This window comes from Derxia lacustris, assembly GCF_002105195.1.
Taxonomy (GTDB): Bacteria; Pseudomonadota; Gammaproteobacteria; order Burkholderiales; family Burkholderiaceae_E; genus Derxia; species Derxia lacustris.
This window is the reverse complement of record NZ_MUHU01000050.1, coordinates 156621-180369: the sequence shown is the minus strand read 5'-3', so window position 1 is coordinate 180369 and position 23749 is coordinate 156621. Positions and strand designations below refer to the sequence as shown.

The window sequence follows — 23749 nt, the reverse complement described above, 5'->3', positions numbered from 1 at the left end:
ATGAAAACGCTTCACGCTGCCATCGCGCTGGCCGGCCTTGCCCTGGCCGCCCAGGCCGGCGCCACCGTCGTCGGTTTCGACGATCTGCCGACCACCAGCACGACCACCACGGTCATCAACGGCCTGCCGACCGAAACCCCGGTCGACACCGTGGTGCCCGACGGCTATGCCGGCTTCAACTATCTCAACCTCAACTACGTGACCGGCAGCAATCCGCTGGTGCTGGCCTCGACCGGTGGCTTTGCCGCCGGCACGGCCAGCTCGCCCAACGTGGCCTACGACTCGTTCGGCCTCGGCGCGATGCTCATCAGCACCACCGGCGCGTTCAATTTCAACAGCGCCTATCTGGGCCGGGTGTACAGCGCCGGCGTCGAGACCTTTCAGGGGCTGCGCAATGGCGAGGTGGTCTACAGCGCCGACATCGCGCTCGGCACCACGGCCCAGCTCGTCAGCTTCAACTGGACCAACATCGACAGCATCAGCTTCTCGGCGCCCGAGGCCTATACGGCGCTCGATCCGACCCGGTTCACCACCACGCTCGACAGCTTCACGCTGTCGCCGGTGCCCGAACCCGATGCGCTGACGCTGATGGGCCTGAGCCTGGGCGCGCTGGCGCTGCTGCGGCGGCGCCAGCTCAAGCGGCAGCGCGGCTGAAGCCGGCCCCGGCGACCGGCCGGCGCGGGCTCACTGCGCCTGCCAGCCGCCGCCAAGCGCCTTGAACGAGCCGATCGCGGCGCGCGCGCTGTCGGAGCGCGCCAGGATCACGCCGTCGCGCAGGCGTTGCAGGCGCTCGTCGGCATCGAGCACTTCGCTCAGCGCGACCACGCCGCGTTCATACGCGAGCGCGGTCGCGGCGCGGGCGCGCTGCACGGCGGTCTCGCCGTCGGCCAGCGCTTGCAGCCGCGCCTCGTTGTTGACCAGCGCCGACAGTGCCGACTCGGCCTCGCCGGTGGCGCCGAGCACGGTCTGGCGCCAGGCCGCGAGCGCCTCGGCGCGCCGGCCGCGCGCCGCCGCCACCTCGGCATCGACGCGCCCGAAATCGAACAGTCGCCAGCGCAGGCCGGCGCTGGCCTGGGCCACGCCCGCGCCCGGCGCCAGCAGATTGCCGGCCAGCGTGGTCGTGCTGCCGACCAGCGCGCCGAGCGACAGCTTGGGGTAGTAGTCGGCCAGCGCCACGCCGATGCGCGCGTCGGCAGCGGCCAGCCGGCGCTCGGCGGCGATCACGTCGGGCCGGCGCCGCAGCATCGCGGCGGTGCCGCCGGCGCTGTCGATGCCGGGCGGCGCCGGGATCGGCTGGGCTGCGGCCAGCTCAACGCGCGCGCTGCCGGCCGGCTCGCCTTCGAGCAGGTCGAGCGCGGCAAAGCTGGCGTCGAGGCCGGCGTCGAGCACCGGCACGCTGGCCGCGATCTCGGCGAGCGCGCCGCGCGCCGCATCGAGCTGGCGCTGCGGCGCAATGCCGCGCGCCACCTGGCGCTCGACCAGCGCCACCAGCCGCGTGCGCGTGTCGACCTGCTCACGCGCCAGCGCCAGCCGCGCCTGGAGCGTGCGCACCAGCACATAGGCGTCGGCGGTGGCGGCGATGACCGCGAGCCGCGCGGCGGTCGCGTCGGCAGCCGTGGCGGCGTAATCGGCGCGCGCCGCCTCGGCATTGCGGCGCAGGCCGCCGGCCAGATCGATCTCCCACTGCGCCCGGGCGTCGAGCGCGTACAGGCTGCTGTCGCGCGAACGGTCGCCGAGCGCCGTGCGCACGCGGCCGAGCGCGTCCTGCTGCGTGGTGTGGGCGCGCGCCGCCGAGGCGCCCGCGTCGCCGGCCGGCAGCAGCGCGGCATTGGCGGCGCCCAGCCCGGCGCGCGCCTGATCGACGCGGGCCAGCGCCTGTTCGAGCGTGGGGCTGGCCGACAGCGCCCGCTCGACCGCGCGGTCGAGATCGGCATCGCCGAAGCCGGTCCACCAGCGGTCGAGCGGCGGCGCCGGCGCGGCCACGCGCGCGGCAACCCGCGCCGCCGCCGACGCCTCGGCCACGCGCGGCAGCTCGGGCGCGACATGCTCCGGCCCGACCGCGCAGGCCGACAGCAAGGCCGTCGCCAGCAGCGGCAGCAGGCGCGGGGGAAAATGAACGGCGATAGACATGACGGCAACTCCGAGCGTTGGTTATGAATTCATGTTTTCATAACTCATCGAAACTGCCAAGCCCGATTCCACCCACCAGACCCCCCATGACCGATTCCGACATTCCAGCGCAGGCCGACAGTAGCGGCCAGCGCGGCCCGGCCCAGCACGAACGGCGCGAGCAGATCATCGCCGTCGCCGACGCCCACTTCCGCCGCTACGGCTACGACAAGACCTCGGTCGCCGACATCGCCAAGGAAATCGGCGTGTCGAGCGCCTACCTCTACCGCTTCTTCGAGTCCAAGCAGGCCATCGGCGAAGCCATCTGCAGCATGACGCTGGGCCGCATCATCGATGCGATGGAGGCGGTTGCGAGCAGCGACGAGAGCGCCACCAAGCGCCTGCGCAAGCTGTTCAAAACCGTGCTGGATCAAGGGCTTGAACTGTTCTTCAACGAACGCAAGCTGCACGACATCGTGCTGGTGGCGGTCGAGACGCAATGGGGCTCGGTACCGCGCTACAAGCTCGCCAAGCAGGCCGCGATCCGGCGCATCGTCAGCGACGGGCGCGCGAGCGGCGAGTTCGAGCGCAAGACGCCGCTCGACGAGGTGTGCAGCGGCATCGACGAGGCGATGTGGCTGTTCGCCCATCCGATGATGCTGGAGCAGCGCGAGCCCGAGGAGTTGCAGGAAGCCTGCACCGCCATCGTCGGCCTGGTGCTGCGCAGCCTGTCGGTCTAGCGCTGCCGCTTCGCAAGTTATGAGTTGACGTTTTCTTAACTCGTTAACTAACATGGGCTCCACCGTTCGAGGAGCCCGCCATGTTTTCCATCCGTTTTCCGCGTCGCGCACCGGCCTGGCCGATGACCGCCGGCGCCTTCGCGCTGCTGTCGGCGCTTGCCGGCTGCGGCAGCAGCGAGCCGGCCGATCCGCGCACCCAGCCGCCGCTGGTCAGCCTGGCGCGCGCCGTCGCCGATGGCGCGGTCGAGCGCAGCTTTACCGGCGTGGTCGCCGCGCGGGTCGAGAGCGATCTGGGCTTCCGCATCGACGGCAAGGTGGTCGAGCGCCGCGTCGACGCCGGCCAGCGCGTCAAGCGCGGCGACCTGCTCATGCGGCTCGACGCCAGCGACGTCGGCCTCGGCGCCGCCGCCCAGCGCGAGCTGGTGCGCGCCGCCCATGCCCAGGCCGAGCAGGCCGCCGCCGATCTGGCCCGGCTCGACGGCCTGGTCGAAGCCGGCGCCGTGTCGGCGCAAACGCTCGACGCGGCCCGCGCCGCCGACCGCAGCGCGCGCGCCCGGCTCGCCGCCGCTCAGGCCCAGGCCGAGGTCGCGCTCAACGCCGACCGCTACAGCGAGCTGCGCGCCGATGCCGACGGCGTGGTGCTGGCCACGCTGGCCGAGCCCGGTCAGGTAGTGAAGGCCGGCGACGCGGTGCTGCGGCTGGCCCGCGACGGCGCGCGCGAAGCCCGCGTCGATCTGCCCGAGGGCCTGCGGCCGGCGCTGGGCTCGACCGCGCAGGCCAGCGTCTGGGGCGGCGCCGAAGGCAGCGCCACCCTGCGCGAACTGGCCGCCGCCGCCGATCCGCGCACGCGCAGCTTTGCCGCCCGCTACACGCTCGGCGGCGCGGCGGCCGAGGCGCCGATCGGCAGCACCGTGAGCCTGCGGCTTGCGCTGGGCCACCAGCCCGGCGTGGTGGTGCCGATCGGCGCGCTGCACGACGCCGGCCCCGGTCCGGGCGTGTTCGTCGTCGACCGTGCCGCCGCGCGCGTGAATTTCCGGCCGGTGACCGTCGCCCGCCTCGGCGCCGACAGCGTGCTGCTGTCGCAGGGCCTCGCGCCCGGCGACACGGTGGTCGCGCTCGGCGCCCATCTGCTGCACGACGGCGACAACGTGCGCCTCGGCGCCGAGAAGGCGGTGGCGCAATGAACCGCTTCAATCTGTCGGCGCTCGCGGTGCGCGAACGCGCCGTGACGCTCTTCCTCATCCTCGTGCTCGCAGGCTCGGGGCTGTTCGCCTTCTTCAAGCTGGGTCGCGCCGAGGATCCGGCCTTCACCATCAAGCTGCTCACGGTCAGCGCGGCCTGGCCCGGCGCCAGCGCGAAAGAGATGCAGGACCTGGTCGCCGAGCCGCTCGAAAAGCGCTTGCAGGAGCTGCGCTGGTACGACCGGGTCGAAACCATCGCGCGGCCCGGCCTCGTGCTGATGACGCTCACGCTCAAGGACAGCACGCCGCCGGCCGCCGTGCCCGAGCAGTTCTATCAGGCGCGCAAGAAGCTCGGCGACCAGGGCCTGAAGCTGCCGCGCGGCGTGCTCGGCCCCTTCGTCAACGACGAGTATTCCGACGTGTCCTTCGCGCTCTATGCGCTGAAGGCGCCGGGTCTGGCGCCGCGCAATCTCGTGCGCGAAGCCGAGCCGCTGCGCCAGCGGCTGCTGCGCGTGCCCGGCGTGAAGAAGGTCGACATCGTCGGCGAGCGGCCGGAGCGCGTGTTCGTCGAGTTCTCGTGGCAGCGGCTGGCCACGCTGGGCATCACCGCGCGCGAGCTGTTCGCGGCGCTCCAGCAGCACAACACGGTCACGCCGGCCGGCAGCATCGAGACGCGCGGTCCGCAAGCCGTGCTGCGGCTCGACGGCGTGCCCGACGATCTGGCCAGCCTGCGCAACATCCCGGTCGCGGCCGGCGGTCGCGTGCTGCGGCTCGGCGATGTGGCGACCGTCACGCGCGGCTATGAAGACCCGGCCACCTTCCTGATCCGCCATGACGGCGAGCCGGCGCTGGCGCTGTCGGTGGTGATGCAGGAAGGCTGGAACGGCCTGGAACTGGGCCGCGCGCTCGGCGCCGAAGCCGAGGCGATCCGCGCCGAACTGCCGCTCGGCATCAGCCTGAGCAAGATCACCGATCAGGCCGTCAACATCAGCGGCGCGGTCGGCGAGTTCATGCTCAAGTTCGTCGTCGCGCTGGCGGTGGTGATGCTGGTCTGCCTCGTGAGCATGGGCTGGCGCGTGGGCATCGTGGTGGCGGCGGCGGTGCCGCTCACGCTGGCAACCGTGTTCGTGATCATGCTGCTCACCGACCGGGTGTTCGACCGCGTGACGCTGGGCGCGCTGATCATTTCCCTCGGCCTGCTGGTCGACGACGCGATCATCGCCATCGAGATCATGGTGGTGAAGATGGAGGAAGGCATGGCCCGCGTTCAAGCCGCCGCCTACGCCTGGAGCCACACCGCCGCGCCGATGCTGGCAGGCACGCTGGTCACGGTGCTCGGCTTTCTGCCGGTGGGTTTTGCCAAGTCCACCGCCGGCGAGTACGCGGGCAACATCTTCTGGATCGTCGGCTTTGCGCTCATCACCTCGTGGGTGGTGGCGGTGGTGTTCACGCCCTACCTGGGCGTGAAGCTGCTGCCGCAGATCGCGCCGGTCGCGGGCGGCCACGCCGCCATCTACGACACGCCGCGCTATCGCCAGCTGCGCAGTGCCATCGCGTTTGCGGTGCGCCGCAAATGGCTGGTGGCCGCCGTGGTGATGCTGGTGTTCGTGGCGGCCGGCGTGGGCATGGGCGCGGTGCGCCAGCAGTTCTTCCCCACGTCCGACCGGCCCGAGGTGCTCGTCGAGCTGCAACTGCCGTATGGCAGCAGCATCGAGACCACCAGCGCCGCCTCGGCCAAGGTGGAAGCCTGGCTGCACGAGCAGCCCGAGACGCGCATCGTCACCGCCTATGTGGGCCAGGGCGCGCCGCGCTTCTTCATGAGCTACAACCCCGAGCTGCCCGATCCGTCGTTCGCCAAGATCATCGTGCTGACCGACGACCACACGGCGCGCGACGCCCTGCTGCAACGCCTGCGCGAACGCGTCGCCGACGGCCTCGCGCCCGAGGCGCGGGTGCGCGCCAGCAAGCTGGTGTTCGGCCCGCCGTCGCCGTTCCCGGTCGCCTTCCGCGTGACCGGGCCGGATGCCGACACGCTGCGCCGCATCGCCAATGACGTGGCCGGCGTGATGCGCGCCAATCCGTCGATGCGCGACGTCAACCTCGACTGGGGCGAGCGCCAGCCGCAGCTGCATCTGAGCTTTGACGAGGACCGGCTCGCGCTGATCGGCCTCACGCCGCAGGACGCCGCCGAGCAGCTCCAGTTCCTGGTCAGCGGCACGCCGGTCACGCAGCTGCGCGACGGCATCCGCACCGCCGAGCTGGTCGCGCGCAGCGCCGGCGGCGAGCGGCTCGACCCGTCGCGGCTGGGCGACTTCCAGCTCATCGGCCGCGACGGCCGCGCGATTCCGCTCGACCAGATCGGCCACATCGAGCTGCGCGCCGAGGAGCCGATCCTGCGCCGGCGCGACCGCCTGCCCACGCTCACCGTGCGCGGCGACATCGACGAGCGGCTGCAACCGCCCGAGGTCTCGCTCCAGATCGACGCCGCGCTCGCGCCGGTGCGCGCCGCGCTGCCGGCCGGCTATCGCATCGAGATGGGCGCCTCGATCGAGGAAGCCGGCAAGGCCAATGCCGCGCTCGCGCCGATCTTCCCGGTGATGCTGGTGCTGACGCTGATCGTGCTGATGCTGCAAACGCGTTCGTTTGCCGCCACCGGCATGACGCTGCTGACCGCGCCGCTCGGTCTGGTGGGCATGGTGCCGATCCTGGTCGCCTTCAATCAGCCGTTCGGCTTCAACGCCATCCTCGGGCTGATCGGGCTGTCCGGGATCCTGATGCGCAACACGCTGATCCTGATCGGCCAGATCGACAGCAACCGCGCCGCCGGCCTCGCGCCCTTCGACGCGGTGGTCGAGGCCACGGTGCAGCGCGCCCGGCCGGTGATCCTCACCGCGCTCGCGGCGGTGCTGGCCTTCATGCCGCTCACCGAATCGGTGTTCTGGGGCTCGCTCGCCTACACGCTGATCGGCGGCACCGCCGTCGGCACGCTGCTCATCCTGCTGTTCCTGCCGGCGCTCTACGCCATCTGGTTCCGCGTGAAGGCGCCGGCCACAGAGGCCGTGCACGACCACGCCAACGCACCGCAGGCGCTCGCCGCCGACTGATCGCCGTGTTCAACCAGGACGGCCGCCCGGCCGTCCGCCCAAGGAGAAGGTCCATGAAGCTCAAGGATGCTGTCGTTCTCGTCACCGGCGCCAATCGCGGCCTCGGCCTCGCATTTGCGCGTGAAGCCCTGGCGCGCGGCGCCCGCAAGGTCTACGCCGCCGCGCGCCGGCCCGAGACCGTCACGCTGCCCGGCGTGCTGCCGCTGCGGCTCGACGTGACCGACCCGGCACAGATCGCCGCCGCCGCGCGCGATTGCGCCGATGTCACGCTGGTCGTCAACAACGCCGGCATCGCGGCGTTCGGCGGCTTTCTGGTCGAGGACAGCGCGGCCTCGCTGCGCCGGCACATCGAGACCAACGTGATCGGCCCGCTCGAAGTCACGCGCGCCTTCGCGCCGGTGCTCGCGGCCAATGGCGGCGGCGCGCTGCTCAATGTGCTGTCGGTCGCGAGCTGGATCAGCGGCCCGCTGCTGGGCGTGTACGCGGCCAGCAAGTCGGCCGCCTGGGGCATGACCAACGGCGTGCGCCAGGAGCTGGCCGCCCAGGGCACGCAGGTGACCGCGCTGCATGTCGGCTTCGTCGATACCGACCTCACCGCCGACATCGACCTGCCCAAGCTCAAGCCCGAAGACGTGGTGCGCAGCGCCTTCGACGGACTGGAGGCCGGCGCGCTGGAGGTGCTGGCCGACGACCTCACGCGCCAGGTCAAGCAGGGGCTGGCGGCCGAACCGGGGATTTATCTGCGCGATCTGCGTTCCTGAGGAGAGAGCCATGACCGAAGATCCCGTCGTCATCGTTGCCGCCGCGCGCACGCCGCTCGGCCGTTTTCAGGGCGAGCTGGCCGCCCTCGCCGCGCCGGCCCTGGGCGCGCATGCGATCCGCGCGGTGCTCGACCGTGCCGGCCTCGATCCGGCCCGCGTCGACGAAGTGCTGATGGGCTGCGTGCTGCCCGCCGGCCAGGGTCAGGCGCCGGCGCGGCAGGCCGCACGCGGCGCCGGCCTGCCCGATGCCGCCGGCGCGACCACCGTCAACAAGGTCTGCGGCTCGGGCATGAAGGCGACGATGCTGGCGCACGACCTGCTGCTGGCGGGCAGCGCCGAGATCGTCGTGGCCGGCGGCATGGAATCGATGAGCAACGCGCCCTATCTGCTGGCCAAGGCGCGCGCCGGCTACCGCATGGGCCATGACCGCGTGTTCGATCACATGATGCTCGACGGTCTGGAAGACGCCTACGAGCCCGGCCGGTCGATGGGCGACTTCGGCGAGGTGACGGCGGCGGCCTATGGCTTCGGTCGCGCCGAGCAGGACGCCTATGCGGTCGAGACGCTCACGCGCGCACGCCGCGCCATCGAGACCGGCGCCTTCGCGGCCGAGATCGCGCCGGTGGTGCTGGCGGTCAAGGGCGGCGAAAAGCGCATCGAGCATGACGAACATCCGCTCAAGGTTTCGCCCGACAAGATCCCGACGCTGCGGCCGGCATTCCGGCCCGACGGCACGATCACCGCCGCGAGCGCCTCGGCCAATGCCGACGGCGCGGCGGCGCTGCTGCTGGTGCGCCGCTCGACCGCCCGGCAGCTCGGCCTGCCGGTGCTGGCCACGCTGGTCGGCCACGCCACCCACAGCCAGGCGCCGGCGCAATACACCACGGCGCCGATCCCGGCCATCGGCAAGCTGCTGACGCGGGTCGGCTGGTGGGTCGCCGATGTCGATCTGTTCGAGATCAACGAGGCGTTTGCCGTCGTGGCGATGGCCGCCGCGAAGGAACTCGGCATTGCGCGCGACCGGCTCAACATCAATGGCGGCGCCTGCGCGCTCGGCCATCCGATCGGTGCGACCGGCGCGCGGCTGATCGTGACGCTGCTGCATGCGCTCAAGGCCCGCGGCGGCCGGCGCGGCGTGGCGGCGCTGTGCATCGGTGGCGGCGAAGCCACCGCAGTGGCGCTGGAACTCGCCGACTGAGCGGCGCTTCAGACGAAGCGCATCGCCACACTGCCCAGCTCCTGAAACCGGGCGATCACGTTGTCGCCCGGCTTCACCGCGACCGCCTCGGTGATGCCGCCGCTCATCACGAAGCTGCCGGCGGGCAGCGTCTCGCCCAGCTCGTGAAGAATGTTGACCAGCATCGCGACCGCCTCCGCCGGATGCCCGAGCACCGCGCCCGACGCGCCCATCGCGACCTGCTCGCCGTTCTTCTCCAGCACCACGCCGAGCGTGCGCAGATCGAGCTCGGCGGCGATGCGCGCGCGCCCGCCGGCGACAAACCGCGCGCTCGATCCGTTGTCCGCCACCACGCTCGGCAGATCGAACTTGAAGCCCGAGAAGCGCGAATCGATGACCTCGACCGCCGGCAGCACGAAGTCGGTCGCCTCCAGCACATCGGCGCCAGTGCAGCCCGGGCCGCGCAGCTCGGCCTTGGTCACGAAGGCCACCTCGCATTCCACGCGCGGATGGACGAGGTCGGCGGTGCCGATCTCCGAGCCTTCGCTGCGGAACATGTCGAACATCAGGAAGCCGATGCTCGGCACGTCGACGCCCATCTGCTTCATCTTGGCGCGCGAGGTGAGGCCGGCCTTCCAGCCCAGTTGCCGCACGCCGCGCGCGAGCCAGCGCTGGCGCAGCGCAAGCTGCACCGCATAGCCGTCGCCGATGGTCATGCCCGGGTATTCGTCGGTGAGCTTGGGGATCGCGTGCGCACGCAGCTGCGCGCCTTCGATGCGCTCGCACAGCCGCACGACGGCGTCGTGGTCGAGGGTGAGTTCCATGCTCATGCGGCGCTCCTGCCGGTGAAGGAAATGCGGCAGCTGCCGAGGCCGCCGATGGTGCAGGCGAGCCGGTCGCCATCGGCGACGCCGACCAGTACCGACTGCGAACCCGACAAAATCACCTCGCCGGCCCGGAACGGAATGCCGAGCGCGCCGAGCGTGTTGGCGAGCCACGCCACCGCCGTCGCCGGCGCGCGCTGCACGGCGGTGCCGGCGCTGGTCGAGACCAGCTCGCCGTTCTTCTCCAGCAGCATGCCGGCCAGCGTCAGGTCGACGCGGCGCGGATCGGCCTTGGCCTTGCCGAGCACATAGACGCCGCAGGAAGCGTTGTCGGCGACCGTGTCCTGGATGCGGATGTTCCAGCTGGTGATGCGCGAATCGACGATCTCGAAGCAGGGCGTCACGTAGTCGGTCGCGCGGATCACGTCCATCGGCGTGATGCCGGGGCCGTTGAGATCGTGCTTGAGCACGAAGGCGAGTTCGGCCTCGGCCTTGGGCTGGATCAGGTCGCCGAGGTCGATGGCCTCCTCCTCGCGGCGCACCATGCCCGAGGTGAGGATGCCGAAGTCGGGCTGGAACACGCCGAGCAGGTCCTGCACCGGCTTGCTAGTCACGCCGATCTTCTTGCCGACGATGGTTTCGCCGGCGGCCAGGCGCCGTTCGACCATGCGCAGCTGGATGCGATAGGCGTCGTCGAGCGTGATGTCGGGCTCGCGCAGCCGCAGCGGCTCGACGGTGCGGCGTTCAATCAGGGCGCGATAAAGCTCGTCGCCATAGCGGTGGTGGGCGGTGGTGTCCATGGCGCTCAGAGCTTGATGCAGACGTTGCGGGTCTCGGTATAGAACTCGAGCGAATGCACGCCGCCTTCGCGGCCGATGCCCGACTGCTTGCTGCCGCCAAAGGCCGTGCGCAGGTCGCGCAGGAACCAGCTGTTGACCCAGGTGATGCCGACTTCCACCCTGGCCGCGACGCGGTGCGCGCGCGCCAGATTGGTGGTCCAGATCGTGGTCGAGAGGCCGTAGTCGTTGTCGTTTGCAAGCGCGATCACTTCGGCCTCGCTGTCGAACGGGCGGATGTGGCAGCAGGGGCCGAAGATTTCCTCGCGCACGACGGCGGCGGTTTCGGGCAGGCCGGTCCAGATCGTCGGCTGCACCCAGGCGCCGTCGGCGAGTTCGCCCGGCATGTCGGGCACGCCGCCGCCGGTCACGACCGTGGCGCCCTCCTCCACCGCGCGGGCGTAGTAGCCGAGCACCTTGGCGCGATGCTCCTGGCTGATGAGCGGGCCGTAGTTGCTCGCATGGTCGTCGGGCCGGCCGAACTTCACCGCCTCGGCTTTGGCTTTGAGCGCCTGCACAAAGCGCTCGAAGATCGGCCGCTCGACGTAGACGCGCTCGGTGCCGAGGCAGACCTGGCCGCTGTTGAGGAAGGCCGAACGGAAGATGCCGTCCACTGCCGCGTCGAAGTCGGCATCGGCGAACACGATGCCGGCGTTCTTGCCGCCGAGCTCGAAGCTCACGTCGCGCATGCCGTCGGCGGCGGCTTTCATGATCGCCGTGCCGGTGCGCGTCTCGCCGGTGAAGGTGATTGCATCGACCTCGCGGTGATGGGTCAGGAATTCGCCGGCCGAGTCGGGCCCGAAGCCCTGCACCACGTTGTAGACGCCGCGCGGAATGCCGACCGCATTCATCACCTCGCCGAGGAGAGCCGCGGTCTGCGGCGATTCTTCCGACGGCTTGACGACGACCGTATTGCCGCAGGCCAGCGCCGGCGCGACCTTCCAGGTCATGAGCAGAAAGGGCGCGTTCCACGGGCTGATGACACCGATCACGCCCTTGGGCAGGCGCAGGCCGTAATTCAGCGCGCCGGCGCCGTCGGGCGTCGCCATCGAAAAGGCCTCGGTCGGCACGTTCTTCACGGTGTCGGCAAACACGCGGAAGTTGGCCGCGCCGCGCGGGATGAAGGCCTGGGTCATGACGTGATGCGGCTGGCCGGTGTCGGCCATTTCGGCCGCCACGAAGTCGTCGAAGCGGCGCGTGATTTCGTCGGCCAGCTTGTGCAGCAGCGCGCAGCGCTCGTCGGTGCTCAGGCGGCCCCAGGGGCCGGAGAGCGCGGCGCGCGCCGCACGTACCGCCGCGTCCACCTCGGCGCGCGTGGCTTCGGCCACGGTCGCGATCACCCGGTTGTCGAGCGGCGAGCGCTTGTCGAAAACGCGCCCGCCCGGGTCGGCGCTGAACTCGCCGTTGATGAAGTGCCTGATCTGCCGCATGTCGTCCCGGTCCTCGTGTTCGGTGGTGTGGGTCCGCCGTGCCGCCCGGCGCGCTGGGCTGCCGGGGCCGTCGGTGAAGGGCAGGATAGGAAGCCGCCCGTCATACCGTCCAATACTTTCCGGGGGGCAAGTCGATGCGTGGCGAGTATCAGGCGGCGTCGGCCGCCGGGCGCGATTGCAGGCGGTAGGCGAGCTGGCGCCGGGTGATGCGCAGCATCCGCGCCGCCTTGGCCAGATTGCCGCCGGCCTTGCGCACCGCCAGATCCAGCAGCCGGTGCTCATGCGCTTCGAGGTCGAAGTCGTCGGCCAGCAGCTGCTCGCAGACGCGCTCCTGCGCCAGCGCATTGCCGGCGCCGAGCCGGCCGTCGCTGCCCAGCATCACGCCGGCCAGTTGCGGATCGTCGAGACCGGCGAACAGATGGCTGATCTCGATCTCGCCGCCGGGCGGCGCCAGCAGCACGCCGCGCTCCAGCGCGTTCTCCAGCTCGCGGATGTTCCCGGGCCAGGCGTACTGCTCGAACATCAGCCGGGCGCGGTCGGTGAGGCCGGCGACGCGCTTGTCGTACAGCCGCTCGAACTTGCGCAGCAGCGCGTCGACGAACAGCGGAATGTCGGCGCGCCGCTCGCGCAGCGGCGGCAGCGTGACCGGATAGGCGCCGAGCCGGTAGTACAGGTCGGCGCGAAACCGGCCCTCGGCAATCGCGCGCGTCAGATCGACATTGGTCGCCGCGACCAGCCGCACATCGACCTGCACCGCCTCGCTGCCGCCAAGCCGCTCGACCGTGCCGGTCTGCAACACGCGCAGCAGCTTCACCTGGGCCGACGGCGACAGATCGCCGACCTCGTCGAGGAACAGCGTGCCGCCATGCGCGCGCTCGAACCGGCCTTGCCGCGACTGCTGGGCGCCGGTGTAGGCGCCCTTCTGCACGCCGAACAGCTCGGCCTCGATCAGCTCGTTGGGGATGGCGGCGCAATTGACCGCCACGAAGGGCGCGGCGGCGCGCGGACTGTGGTCGTGCACCCAGCGCGCAAAGCGCTCCTTGCCCACACCCGTTTCGCCAAGCAGCAGCACGGTGATCTGCCCCGGCGCGGCGCGGCCGGCCAGATCGAGCGCGCGCGTGAATGCCGGCGAGGCGCCGATCAGCCCGTCGCACGGCGCCTTGGCGCGCAGCGAGGCTTGCAGCCGCTCGACCTGCTCGCGCAGCTGGGCGATCTCGCCCTGGAAGTTGTCGGGCTCGAAATAGGCCAGATAGGCCGGGTCGTTCCACGCCTCGGCCAGCTTGCCGACGATGCGGCACTCCGCGCTGCCGCAGGCGATGCACTGGGTCTCGCGGAACACCACGAAGCGGTTCATGAAGGTGGTGACATAGCCCGAGGCATAGCCGATCTGCATCCAGCAGGCCGGGTCGTCGCCGACGCCGAAATGCTGCACATGGCCGTCGGCCTCGGCCGAATGCTCCCAGGCGAATTCGCCGTCGAAGCGGCCGCGCGCCACATCGATGACCGAGCGCAGCGTGCGCGTGCGCACCGCGCCTTCGAGCGCATGCATCTCGGGCCCGAGCAGGAAGGCGTCGGCCGGATCGCCGTCGCCGACCATGCGCTTGACCAGCGCCGCATCCTGCTGGCCCGAGGCGAAGCCCATGCGCACCAGCAGCCCGCGCGCGCGCTCGATGCCGAGCGACTCGATCAGCTCGCAGCGCAGCGCGCTCAGCGCCCGCGCATGCAGCAGCTGCATCTTGTATTCGCCGAGCCAGATCAGCCCCTGCCGGGGCTCGAAACGCAGCCGCGAGCGCAGGTCGTAGCGCTCGCTCAGATTCACGCCGGTCATGTCTCCTCCTGCGGCGGTACTCCGCCGTCTCGTGACCGCGCCGGCTGGCAGATGCCGCCGGCGCCGGGCGATTCTAGGGGCTGACCTCGCGTGCCGACGGCGTGAAGCCGGCCTCGGCGCCGGCCTCGCGCGACCGCGCCGCCGGACGGTCGGACACGAGCAGGAAGCGGCCGAGCGCCGGCAGCAGGATGAGCGCGCCAAGCATGTTCCACACGAACATGAAGGCCAGCAGCAGCCCCATGTCGGCCTGGAACTTGATGGGCGACCAGGCCCAGGTGACGACCGCGATGCCGAGCGTGATGCCGGTCAGCACCACCACCTTGCCGGTGAACAGCAGCGCCCGGTAGTAGGCCTGCGACAGCGTCATGCCGGCGCGCAGGCAGGCCAGCGTCACGCTCAGCACGTACAGCGCGTAGTCGACGCCGATGCCGACGCCAAGCGCGATGACCGGCAGCGTCGCCACCTTCACGCCGATGCCCAAGCCCACCATCAGCGCCTCGCACAGCACCGAGGTGAGCATCAGCGGCAGCACCGCGCAGACCACCGCGCGCCAGGAGCGGAAGGTGACGAAGGCCAGCAGCGTGACCGCCGCATACACCAGCGCCAGCATCTGGACGTTGGCGCGCCTGACCACGATGTTGGTCGCCGCCTCAATGCCGGCATTGCCGGCGGCCGACAGAAAGCGGATGTCGGCGCCGTCGTTGGCGGCGGCAAAGCCCTCGACCGTGCGCACCACGCTGTCGAGCGTGTCGGCCTTGTGGTCGGCGAGCCAGGCATAGACCGTGAGCAGATCGCAGCGCTGGTTGAACAGCTCGCGCGGAGCCCGCGTGACGATGGAATTGAGCAGGTCCTGGGTGCGCGGAATCTCGTACCACTTGAGGCTGCCCTCGTTCATGCCGGTGGCGGCGCGCTTGGCCAGCGTGGCGAGCGAGTTGGTCGCGACCACGCCGGGCAGCTGCTGCAAGGCGTCTTCCAGCGCATCGACGCGGGCCAGCGTGGCGTAGCTGGCGCAGCCGAATTCGGGCGTCTTGACCATCACCACATAGGTGTCGCTGCTGGCGCCGTAGTGCTCGACCATGAAGGCGTTGTCGCGGTTGTAGCGCGAGTCGGGCCGCAGCTCGGGCGCGCCGGGGTCGGTATCGCCGATGCGCAGATGCGTGCTCACCGCGAAGCCGGCCACGCCGAGCGCCAGTGCCGCGCCGAGTGCCACGCGGGCCCAGCGCGGCCGCGTGAAATGGTCCAGGAAGGCCCAGAACGGATGGCGCGTCTGCGCGCCGCTGCTGTCGCCATCGGCGCCGCCGGCCTGCTCGGCGCGCAGGCTGCGCGCGGCGGCCGTGGCGCTGACGCCGGTATAGCTGAGCAGGATCGGCAGCAGCACGAGGTTGGTGAAGATGAGCCCGGCGACGCCGAGGCTGGCGGTCACGGCCAGGTCCTGGATCACGCGGATGTCGATCACCATCAGCACCGCGAAGCCGACCGCATCGGCGAGCAGCGCGGTCAGCCCCGCGAGAAACAGCCGGCGGAAGGTGTAGCGCGCCGCGACCAGCCGGTGCGTGCCGCGCCCGATGTCCTGCATGATCCCGTTCATCTTCTGCGCGCCGTGGCTCATGCCGATGGCGAACACCAGGAAGGGCACCAGCACCGAATAGGGATCGAGCGCATAGCCCAGCGTCGGCAGCAGCCCGAGCAGCCACACCACCGCCACCAGCGAGCACAGCACCACCAGCGCCGTGCTGCGCACGCAGCGCGTGTACCACCACAGCACCGCCGTGCAGATCGCGATCGCCATCGCGAAGAACGCCAGCACCTGGCGCAGCCCGTCGATCAGATCGCCGACCACCTTGGCAAAGCCGGTGATGTGCAGGGTCACGCCCTCGGCCTCGTACCTGGCGCGCAGCGCTTCGAGCCGCTGCGACAGCGCGTGGTAGTCGGCCACGCCGTCCTGCAAGGGCAGCAGCACGACGCTCGACCGGAAATCGGGCGCGACCAGCATGCCGATCTCGCCCGAGCGCTCGACGTTCAGCCTCACCTGTTCCAGCGCGCGCGCCGAGCCGTCGTAGTCGTCTGGGATGACCGGGCCGCCATCAAGGCCGTCCTCGGTCACGCCGGTCCAGCGCACCGCCGGCGTCCAGAGCGATTTCATGTAGGGCCGGTCCACGCCCGGATACAGGAAGACCTCGTCGTTGATGCGCCGCAGCGTGTCGAGATAGTCGCGCTCGAAGATCGCGCCGCCGGCCTTCGCCTCGACCGCGATGCGCAGCGTGTTGCCCAGGCCCGCGAGCTGGTCCTTGTTGGCGAGCCAGTTGGCCACGTAAGGGTGGCGGGTCGGGATCATCTTCTCGAACGCGGCCTGCAATTCGAGCTGGCGCGTCTGCCAGCCGAGCAGCGCCGTGACCAGCGCGCACAGCAGCACGACGATGTGCCGATGGTTGAACAGCGCGCGCTCCAGCAGCGAGCCGGAGCGCCGGTCGAAATCGGCAAGGTTTGCGACGACAGGTTCGGCCGCGCCGGCTTGGGGGGCATGACTCATGGCTGGGCCTTGGCAACAGGGGAAGCGAGGCGCGCGAGGCCACGGACGCCCGACAGCACGAGGCTGCCGTCGCCGGCCTGGACAGCGCCGGTGAATGCGAACGGCTGCTCGATGGCGCGCGGCGCAAAGCTGGCGCCGCCGTCCTGGCTGAGCAGCACGCGGCCGGTCTCGTCGGCCAGCAGCAGGCTGCCGTCGGCGAGCCGCAGGCCGGCGCTGACGGTGGTCGGCTGGCCCAGATCGATGCGGGTCCAGCTCGCGCCGTCGTCGCTACTGCGCAGCACCGTGCCGCGCAGGCCGTAGAGCAGCAGCGCGCCGCCCTCGCCCGCCAGCACGCCGAAGAAGCTGCCGGCATAGGGCGTGGCGACCGCCTCGAAATGCGCGCCGCCGTCGGTCGAGCGGAACAGCGCGCCCTGCTCGCCGGCGATCAGCACGCGCTCGCCGTCGAAGCTCACGTCGTAGAGATGCTTGCCGAGCCTGTTGGGCAGGCGCGCGCGGATCGACTGCCAGCTGCGGCCGCCGTCGGCGGTGGCGAGCGCGAGGCCGAAGGCGCCGACCGCGATGCCGCGCTGCGCATCGGCAAAGGCCACGTCGAGCAGCGGCTGGTCGGGGCCTTCGTCGGCGAGGCGGCGGGCGTCGGCCAGGGCGCGCGCATCGCCGCTGGCTTCGGCGGCCGCGCGTTCGAGCGCGCCGAGCTGGCGGCCGTCGAGCTGGCGGCTCCAGTGCTCGCCGCCGTCGGCGCTGTGCAGGATGACGCCGCCGTGCCCCACCGCCCAGCCGGCCTGCGGCGTGGGAAACGCCAGCGCAGTCAGCGCCACGCTCACCGGCATCGGCGCCTGACGCCAGTGCGCGCCGTTGTCGTCGGACAGCAGCAGCGTGCCGCGTTCGCCGGCCGCGACCAGCCGGTCGCCGGCGCGCGCAATGCTGATCAGCACCGCGCTTTCGGCATGCAGGCGCGGCTGGCTGGCGCGGTCGAGCAGATCGGCCGCCGGCGCCGACGCCGCGACCACCGCCGCGCTCGCAAGCACCAGCGCGGCGGCCAGTACCAGCGCGACCCGGCCCGGCCGCAGCCGAAGGATTCGGTTCATGTCCCAGCTCCCCGGCCGCATCAGCGCGCGTTGTCGGCCGCGACCGCGTCGCCGGTGTAGAAGGACTCGGGCTTGCGCGCCACCACGCGGTAGGTTTCCTCGTTGAGGAACTGCACCGCGCTCAGCGTGCCGGCCTGCAGGTTGAACACCGCCGCCGGCTTGACCGTGACGGCCGGCACCGCCGGCACCGCGAACGGCAGCATCTGCGTCGTGCGCCAGAGCTTGCCCTCGGCGTCATAGCCGTCGGCCAGCAGCAGCAGCCAGCTGTCCTCGTCGAAGTAGTAGCGCCGCTTGGGCACGGCATGGCGCTTGCCCGGCGCGACCGTGGCCTCGACCACCCACACGCGGTGCAGCTCCCAGCGCAGCTTGTCGGGGTTGAGGTGATGCTTGGCAAAGGCCGCATCCACCTTGGCCGTGACCAGCGCATTGGTGTTGTACGGAACGTAGAGCTCCTTCTTGCCGACCAGCTTCCAGTCGTAGCGGTCGGGCGCGCCGAAGATGCCCATCACCTCGTCGAAATAGTTGGCGCCCGAGGCGACGAAGTCGGGCGTGTCGTAGCCGACCGTCGGCGCGCGGCGCACGCGGCGCTGGCCCACGAGGTATTGCCAGGCCTGGCGCGGCTCGCTCGCATCGATGCTGTCGTGGATGACCAGCGACTCGCCGGCCTTGAACGGCGGCTCGGTGGTGTTGAAGCGCTGCAGGAAGTATTTGCCGCTCCACTTCTCGGGCGAGCCGTCCTTGTAGAAGTACGGAAAGTTCCACGACTCGTCATTGCGCGTGGCCAGCGCACGCGAGCCGTCGGCCGACACGACGATGTTCTTGAAGCCATGCTCGACCGCCTCGCTCTCGATGCGCAGCATGTAGTTCCAGTAGAGCTCGATGCCCTCCTTGGGCACCGGAAAGGGCACGCCGCCCTGGCAGCCTTCGACGGACAAACCGCCGGCTTTCGTCTTGCAGCGCGTGGCATTGGCGAAGGTGTTGGCGATGACGTAGTCGGGCGCGGCGGCGGTGCGGTGCGTGGGATAGACGTCGATGCGGAAGCTGTCGGGGTACTTCTGCATCAGCGCCTTCGTGCCGTCGCTCAGGCGCTCGGCGTATTGCGCGGCGTTCTTCGCGCCGATCTGCACGGCGGGTTTCTCGTCGGCAAACGGCGCGGCGGGGATGTCGCCGACCTTGGCGCCGGCATAGCCCTTGAGGCCGGCGCCGTCCCAGGCCGGGATGCTGCCGTCGGCATTGCCGGCCTTCTCGCCGCCGAGCGGCGTGAGCGTGGTCTTGAGCTTTGCGGCTTCGTCGGCGGTGACGGCGGCGTGCGCGGGCAGCGCGAAGGCGGCGCAGATCGCGGCCGCCGCGAGCGTGATTCGGTTGTTCATGCGGAGGTCTCCTCGGGGCGGATTCAGAAGCTGCGCTGGAGCCAGAGGCTCACGGTGTCGCGGTCGCGGTAGTACTGGCGGTAGCTGGCCATCAGGCCCTTGGTCGGGTCGTCGGTGGTGGGCGCGGCGCCGGCGCTGCCGACGTAATGCGTGGCCTGGAGGCCGAAGCGCCAGAGCTTCTGGTACTCGAAGTTGAGGCCCACGCTCAGGTCGCCCGCATGCTCGGGAAACAGCTGGAACACCGCCGAGCGCCCGGCCAGTCCGTAGCCCAGGCCGATCGGCACTTGCAGATCGAGCTGGGGCAGCACCTGGAAGTACTCGGGCTGGAACACCACGCGCGCGCCGAAGTGGTCGCGCGTGTGCGTGGCATTGAGCGCGCCGGCCGGCGTGACCGGCGTGGCCGGGTTGTGCGTGACCGCCATCAGATGGTTGTAGGCCAGCTCGCCGACCACGCTGGCGCCCTGCCACAGCGCCGTGGCCGGGAACACGCTGATCGCGCTCACATTGGCATGCAGCGTGTTGCCGAGCGCATAGGGCGCATTGCCGCTGTTGTTGGCACTGGGGTCGAGCGTGACCACCAGATCGCCGAGCGGCGCGAGCGGCGTGCGCCGGCGCACCGATACCTCGCCCGCCACATTGGTCTCGCCGACCAGCGTCGAGGCGCTCGCGCCATAGGTCTCGATGCCCTTCTGGTAGTAGAGCGCATAGCTGCCGCCGTTGAAGGCGCCCGGCGTGCTCGCGTCGAGCACCGGGATCGGCGACTTCTCGTGATAGCGCGCCGCGTACAGGCCGAACTCGGTATCGCTGCCCGGCAGCCTGAACTTGACGCGCCCGCCGAACTGGCCGGTATTGCTGCCGCGCCGGTCGCCGCTGCGGTTGGCCGCGCCGCCGGTGGGCGTGAGCAGCAGATCGGCGCCATCGCCGACGAAATCGGCCGGGCTGTAATAGCTGCCCGTTGCCGGCAGCCGCAGCGGCCGCCACTGGAACTGGTAGTAGGCGCCGACCGAGACGTTCTCGCTCAGCGACAGGTTGGCCGACACTTGGCCGACCGGCAGCGCCACTTCCTTGAACTGCGCATTGGGCTGCGAGAAGGCGCGGATCAGGTCCACCGGCCCCTGCGCATAGGCGATGCCGTTGGCGCCGAGGAACAGCGTCTCGCCGTAGAGCTGGGTATGGCGGCCGGCGCGCACGGTGAGCTTGTGGTCGTCGCCGAGATCGGTGCTGCCGTAGACGAAGGCGTCGGAGACTTCGGCGTACTTGCCCATCAAACGCCTGGTGTCGGGCGTGAACACGTTGTTGCGGCCACCGGTCAGCGCCGACGTGGTGTTGGGCGTGCTGCCGGCAAAGTCGTTGCCGTCGCGCTGGTAGACGCTGTCGTACCAGGCCACGCCCGACAGCCGCGCGCCCATGCCCTTCCAGGCCAGGTCCACTTCCGACAGCCAGTCGAGCCGGCTGTTGATGAGGCCACGGTCGAAGGCCAGATCGCCGGCATCGACATTGGGATTGAGCGCGGACGCCGCGACCTTCTGGTCGGGCGAGCCGACGCGCCAGCCGGCGCTGGCCTTGAAAGTGTTGTCCCAGCGCAGCCTGATGTCGGGATTGCCGGTATCGATGCTTGCGGCGCGGGCGCCGGGCGCGGCGCCCAGCAGCGCGGCAATGGCAAGCGCGCAGGCGCACGGGCGCCCCGGCCCGCGATGGCGGCCAGTCGTCATTCCTGTCTCCTCTCGGTGCTGTTGTGGTCGCCGCCCGCAGGCAGCGCGCCGCACTCGCTGCGCCGGAAGCGGCCCCACTCGCGGGGCGCCGGGCACGGGCGGCAGACATACGCTAAGGAGGCCGACGCCATAGCGTCCAATACCGATGCCGGCCAGACCCGATACCTGTGGCGCATGGCTTGGCGATACGCTCCACGCATCGAGCCCGCGCCGATCCGAGCCGCGCGGGCATGACTGCGGGCAAACACCGACGCCGCGCAGCCACCGTCAGGACGCCATGGAACTCCGCCACATCAAGTACTTCATCGCCGTCGCGCGCGAACTCAACATCGGCCGCGCCGCCGCCCGGCTGCACATCTCGCAGCCGCCGCTCACGCGCCAGATCCAGCAGCTCGAAGAGGAATTGGGCGTACAGCTTTTCGTGCGCACGCCCAAGGGCGTGGAGCTGACCCAGGCCGGCCGGCTGATGCTGGCCGAGGCCGAGAACATCCAGACCGTGGTGAGCCAGACCGTCGACCGCGTGCAGCGCGCCGCCAAGGGCCATCTGGGCCGGCTCGACGTGGCGGTGTTCGGCTCGGGCGTGCTGCTGCTGATTCCGCGCGTGCTGCTGGCCTTCCGCACCGCGCATCCGGGCGTGACGATGGCGGTGCATACGATGGGCAAGACCGAGCAGATCGAGGCGCTGCGCCAGCGCCGCATCACGGTCGGCTTCAACCGGCTGCTGGCGCCCGAGCCGGACATCGCCTCGGAACTGTTCGCGATCGAACCGGTAATGGTCGCGATCAACGCGCTCGACCCGCTCGCCGCGCAGGACGAGATCGGCATCCGCGACCTCGCCGGCAAGCCGATGGTCATGTACCCGAGCAGCGGCCGGCCCAACTTCGTCGACAAGGTGCATCAGCTGTTCGCGACCGAGCGGCTGCATCCGACGGTCGCGCATGAGGTCGGCGATGCGGTGACGGCGGTGGCGTTTGTGGCCAGTGGCTTTGGCGTGTGTCTGGTCGCGGAATCGGCGATGGCGCTGACGCTGCCGTCGGTGGTCTACCGGCGGCTCAGGACCAAGAAGCCGGCGACGATCGATCTGAGCTGCATTTATCGGGTGGACGACGAGTCGCCGATATTGGGGACGTTTCTGGAGGTGATGCGGGGGTGTCGGGGGGCGGGAATCGGCACGACCGAATCGGGCGGCTGAACCGGGCCCGCCCGGCGAATCAATTCGTGCGCGGCAATGGCTTGATCGCCGAAAGACGCACCGCCAGATACTGGAAATCGACTTCCGGGCGCGATTCCAGCAATTCGAATTCGGCTTTCAGTCGCGCTTCGTCGGCGGCATCGACGAGACCGGCACATTTCATCGCATCGGCGCCCGACAGCAGAAGATCGCGGGAATAGCGCAGCAACTCCAGCCGGCGCTGCGGCTCGTTTTGGCTCGACACGATGGCGAGAAATTCCTGCCGGATCGCTTCGAGCCCGAGCGCACTGGCGAATCGCTCAAGACGCTGACCGACAAAGGGATCGGCACCGCCACGCTGCTGCAACTCATTGAATTTGCGCCACCAATCCTCGATGACCGCATTGGCCGGAAAGAACCGGAAAGTGTCGTTGTCGACCTCGGTCAGCACGAGCCGACCGCCCGGTTTCAGCACCCGGACCGCTTCGGCAAGAATCGATTCCGGCCGCGCCACATGTTCGAGCACCCAGATCGTCAGGGCCGCATCGAACCGGTTCGATTCAAACGGAAGATCCTCGGCATTTGCCCTGGTCAGACTCACCTGCCGGCGGGCGATGCTGTCTTGCAGATGATTTGCCGCCGCGGCCAGATGAACCGGATTCCGGTCGATCGAATCGATCTTCAATTGCGGCCAGCGCTTGAGCAATTGCATCGTTTGCGCGCCGACGCCGCAGCCGATTTCAAGAAGCGTTTCGCAATGCTGGAAATCGAGGCCGCCAAAGACAGCCGGGCCGAGGATTTCGGCCTGCTCCACGAGTCGCGATTGTTCGGAAGCGGAAAAGCCGTGGATGTAATCGGAGGACATGTCGTTGAAACGAAGGTTGTGATTGGCGCTGCAAGTATTCGATATCTCACGCCGCAAACCCCGCCAACGCCTCCAGCGGCACATGCAGCGCCGCATCCCGCCCCAGCGCCTCCAGCAGGTAATCGAGCGTGAGCCGCACCCGGGTCGCAAGCAGCGCACGGTGCGGGTATTGGATGACCAGCTCGTAATTGCCGGGGCGATGCTGGCGGTGCAGCAGCGTCCTGAGCCGGCCGGCGCGTAGCGGCGCCCAGGCCAGATGCAGCCCCACCTGGGCAATGCCGCAGCCGTCGAGCGCGGCCTGCACCAGCGTCTCGGGCGCGGACAGCGTCATCACCGCACTGGCGGCCGGGTCGACCGTGACGATGCTGCCGTCGCCGGCATCGAAATTCCATTGCGCCACATGCCCGTCGAGAAAGCGCCGCGCCAGCAGCCGGTGCCGGCCCAGCTCGGCCGGCGTGGCCGGCACGCCGTGGCGCGCCAGATAGTCGGGCGCGGCCACCAGCACCATGTTCAGCCGGCACACCGGGCGCGATACCAGCGCCGAGTTGCGGATGCTGCCGCCGCGCAGTGCCAGGTCGTAGCCGTCGCGCACCAGATCGACCATGCGGTCGTCGAAATCCACCTCCACCGCCAGCCCCGGATGGCGCGCCAGCAGTCCGGGCAGCACCGGCATCAGCTGCCCTTGGCCAAACGAGGTGCTGGTCGAGATGCGCACCCGCCCTTCCCCCTGGCCGCGCTGGGCCGCCACGGTGTCGACGGCGGCATCGAGCGCATCGAGCGCGACCCGGGCCTGGCGCAGAAAGGCGCCGCCCTCGTCGGTGAGCTTGAGCGAGCGCGTGGTGCGGTTCATGAGGCGCGCGCCGAGCGCCTTTTCTAGATTCGCGATGTTCTTGCTCACGGCGGCCGAGCTGATGCCGAGCGCCCGCGCGGCCGCCGCAAAGCTGCCGGCATCGGCGGCCTGCACGAAGGAAAGGATGGCGCGGATGCGATGCGAGGAATCCATGCGGAGCGCGGTGGCGAGTGAGT

Annotated in this window: 18 protein-coding genes; 7 read left to right on the top strand and 11 right to left on the bottom strand. The window is 70.4% G+C overall.

Features of this window, described 5'->3' with window-relative positions; translation table 11 throughout:
• The gene (locus B9P64_RS22500) at positions 1-654 is read left to right on the top strand and encodes a PEP-CTERM sorting domain-containing protein (RefSeq protein ID WP_085318300.1); all 654 of its coding nucleotides are present in this window, start codon (positions 1-3) and stop codon (positions 652-654) included.
• Positions 655-684: 30 nt separating this feature from the next.
• Here the strand turns inward: B9P64_RS22500 and B9P64_RS22495 are convergent, their stop codons facing one another.
• Positions 685-2130, bottom strand: coding sequence for an efflux transporter outer membrane subunit (locus B9P64_RS22495; protein WP_085318299.1), 1446 nt, complete (start codon positions 2128-2130; stop codon positions 685-687).
• Between the two features lie 86 nt (positions 2131-2216).
• Between B9P64_RS22495 and B9P64_RS22490 the strand changes: the two genes are divergently transcribed.
• From B9P64_RS22490 to B9P64_RS22470, 5 genes are all read left to right on the top strand, one after another.
• A complete protein-coding gene (locus B9P64_RS22490) occupies positions 2217-2849 on the top strand; it encodes a TetR/AcrR family transcriptional regulator (RefSeq protein ID WP_085318298.1) in 633 nt (210 codons plus the stop codon).
• Between the two features lie 80 nt (positions 2850-2929).
• The gene (locus tag B9P64_RS22485; protein ID WP_235840097.1) at positions 2930-4033 is read left to right on the top strand and encodes an efflux RND transporter periplasmic adaptor subunit; all 1104 of its coding nucleotides are present in this window, start codon (positions 2930-2932) and stop codon (positions 4031-4033) included.
• Entirely contained in the window at positions 4030-7134 is a 3105-nt protein-coding gene (locus B9P64_RS22480) for an efflux RND transporter permease subunit (RefSeq protein ID WP_085318296.1), read from the top strand. Before B9P64_RS22485 ends, B9P64_RS22480 begins: the two co-directional genes overlap by 4 nt.
• Positions 7135-7187: 53 nt before the next feature.
• Positions 7188-7895: an SDR family oxidoreductase gene (locus B9P64_RS22475; protein WP_085318295.1), complete on the top strand. Its 708-nt coding sequence runs from the start codon at positions 7188-7190 to the stop codon at positions 7893-7895.
• Positions 7896-7905: 10 nt separating this feature from the next.
• Entirely contained in the window at positions 7906-9093 is a 1188-nt protein-coding gene (locus tag B9P64_RS22470) for an acetyl-CoA C-acyltransferase (RefSeq protein WP_085318294.1), read from the top strand.
• 8 nt (positions 9094-9101) lie between these two features.
• Here the strand turns inward: B9P64_RS22470 and dmpH are convergent, their stop codons facing one another.
• The 8 genes from dmpH to B9P64_RS22430 form a co-directional block, all read right to left on the bottom strand.
• A complete protein-coding gene (gene dmpH / locus B9P64_RS22465) occupies positions 9102-9896 on the bottom strand; it encodes a 2-oxo-3-hexenedioate decarboxylase (protein WP_217808738.1) in 795 nt (264 codons plus the stop codon).
• 2 nt (positions 9897-9898) lie between these two features.
• A complete protein-coding gene (gene dmpE / locus B9P64_RS22460; RefSeq protein WP_085318292.1) occupies positions 9899-10696 on the bottom strand; it encodes a 2-oxopent-4-enoate hydratase in 798 nt (265 codons plus the stop codon).
• Between the two features lie 5 nt (positions 10697-10701).
• Entirely contained in the window at positions 10702-12162 is a 1461-nt protein-coding gene (locus B9P64_RS22455; RefSeq protein WP_085318291.1) for a 2-hydroxymuconic semialdehyde dehydrogenase, read from the bottom strand.
• 148 nt (positions 12163-12310) lie between these two features.
• Positions 12311-13990, bottom strand: a complete 1680-nt coding sequence (locus B9P64_RS22450) for a sigma-54-dependent Fis family transcriptional regulator (protein ID WP_085318290.1) — start codon at positions 13988-13990, stop codon at positions 12311-12313.
• Positions 13991-14063: 73 nt separating this feature from the next.
• Entirely contained in the window at positions 14064-16520 is a 2457-nt protein-coding gene (locus B9P64_RS22445; protein WP_085318289.1) for an efflux RND transporter permease subunit, read from the bottom strand.
• Positions 16517-17605, bottom strand: coding sequence for a WD40/YVTN/BNR-like repeat-containing protein (locus tag B9P64_RS22440; protein WP_085318288.1), 1089 nt, complete (start codon positions 17603-17605; stop codon positions 16517-16519). Before B9P64_RS22440 ends, B9P64_RS22445 begins: the two co-directional genes overlap by 4 nt.
• Before the next feature lie 20 nt (positions 17606-17625).
• A complete protein-coding gene (locus tag B9P64_RS22435; RefSeq protein ID WP_085318287.1) occupies positions 17626-18975 on the bottom strand; it encodes a DUF1329 domain-containing protein in 1350 nt (449 codons plus the stop codon).
• A 23-nt stretch (positions 18976-18998) separates the two neighbouring features.
• Positions 18999-20687, bottom strand: a complete 1689-nt coding sequence (locus tag B9P64_RS22430; RefSeq protein ID WP_085318286.1) for a DUF1302 domain-containing protein — start codon at positions 20685-20687, stop codon at positions 18999-19001.
• A gap of 277 nt (positions 20688-20964) precedes the next feature.
• Between B9P64_RS22430 and B9P64_RS22425 the strand changes: the two genes are divergently transcribed.
• Positions 20965-21879: a LysR substrate-binding domain-containing protein gene (locus B9P64_RS22425; RefSeq protein ID WP_085318285.1), complete on the top strand. Its 915-nt coding sequence runs from the start codon at positions 20965-20967 to the stop codon at positions 21877-21879.
• Between the two features lie 19 nt (positions 21880-21898).
• Here B9P64_RS22425 and B9P64_RS22420 read toward each other — a convergent pair whose 3' ends face one another.
• Both B9P64_RS22420 and B9P64_RS22415 read right to left on the bottom strand, forming a co-directional pair.
• Positions 21899-22723, bottom strand: a complete 825-nt coding sequence (locus tag B9P64_RS22420; RefSeq protein ID WP_176256932.1) for a methyltransferase domain-containing protein — start codon at positions 22721-22723, stop codon at positions 21899-21901.
• 46 nt (positions 22724-22769) lie between these two features.
• On the bottom strand, positions 22770-23726 hold the full coding sequence (locus B9P64_RS22415) for a LysR family transcriptional regulator (RefSeq protein WP_085318283.1): 957 nt from the start codon (positions 23724-23726) through the stop codon (positions 22770-22772).
• Positions 23727-23749 lie beyond the last annotated feature (23 nt).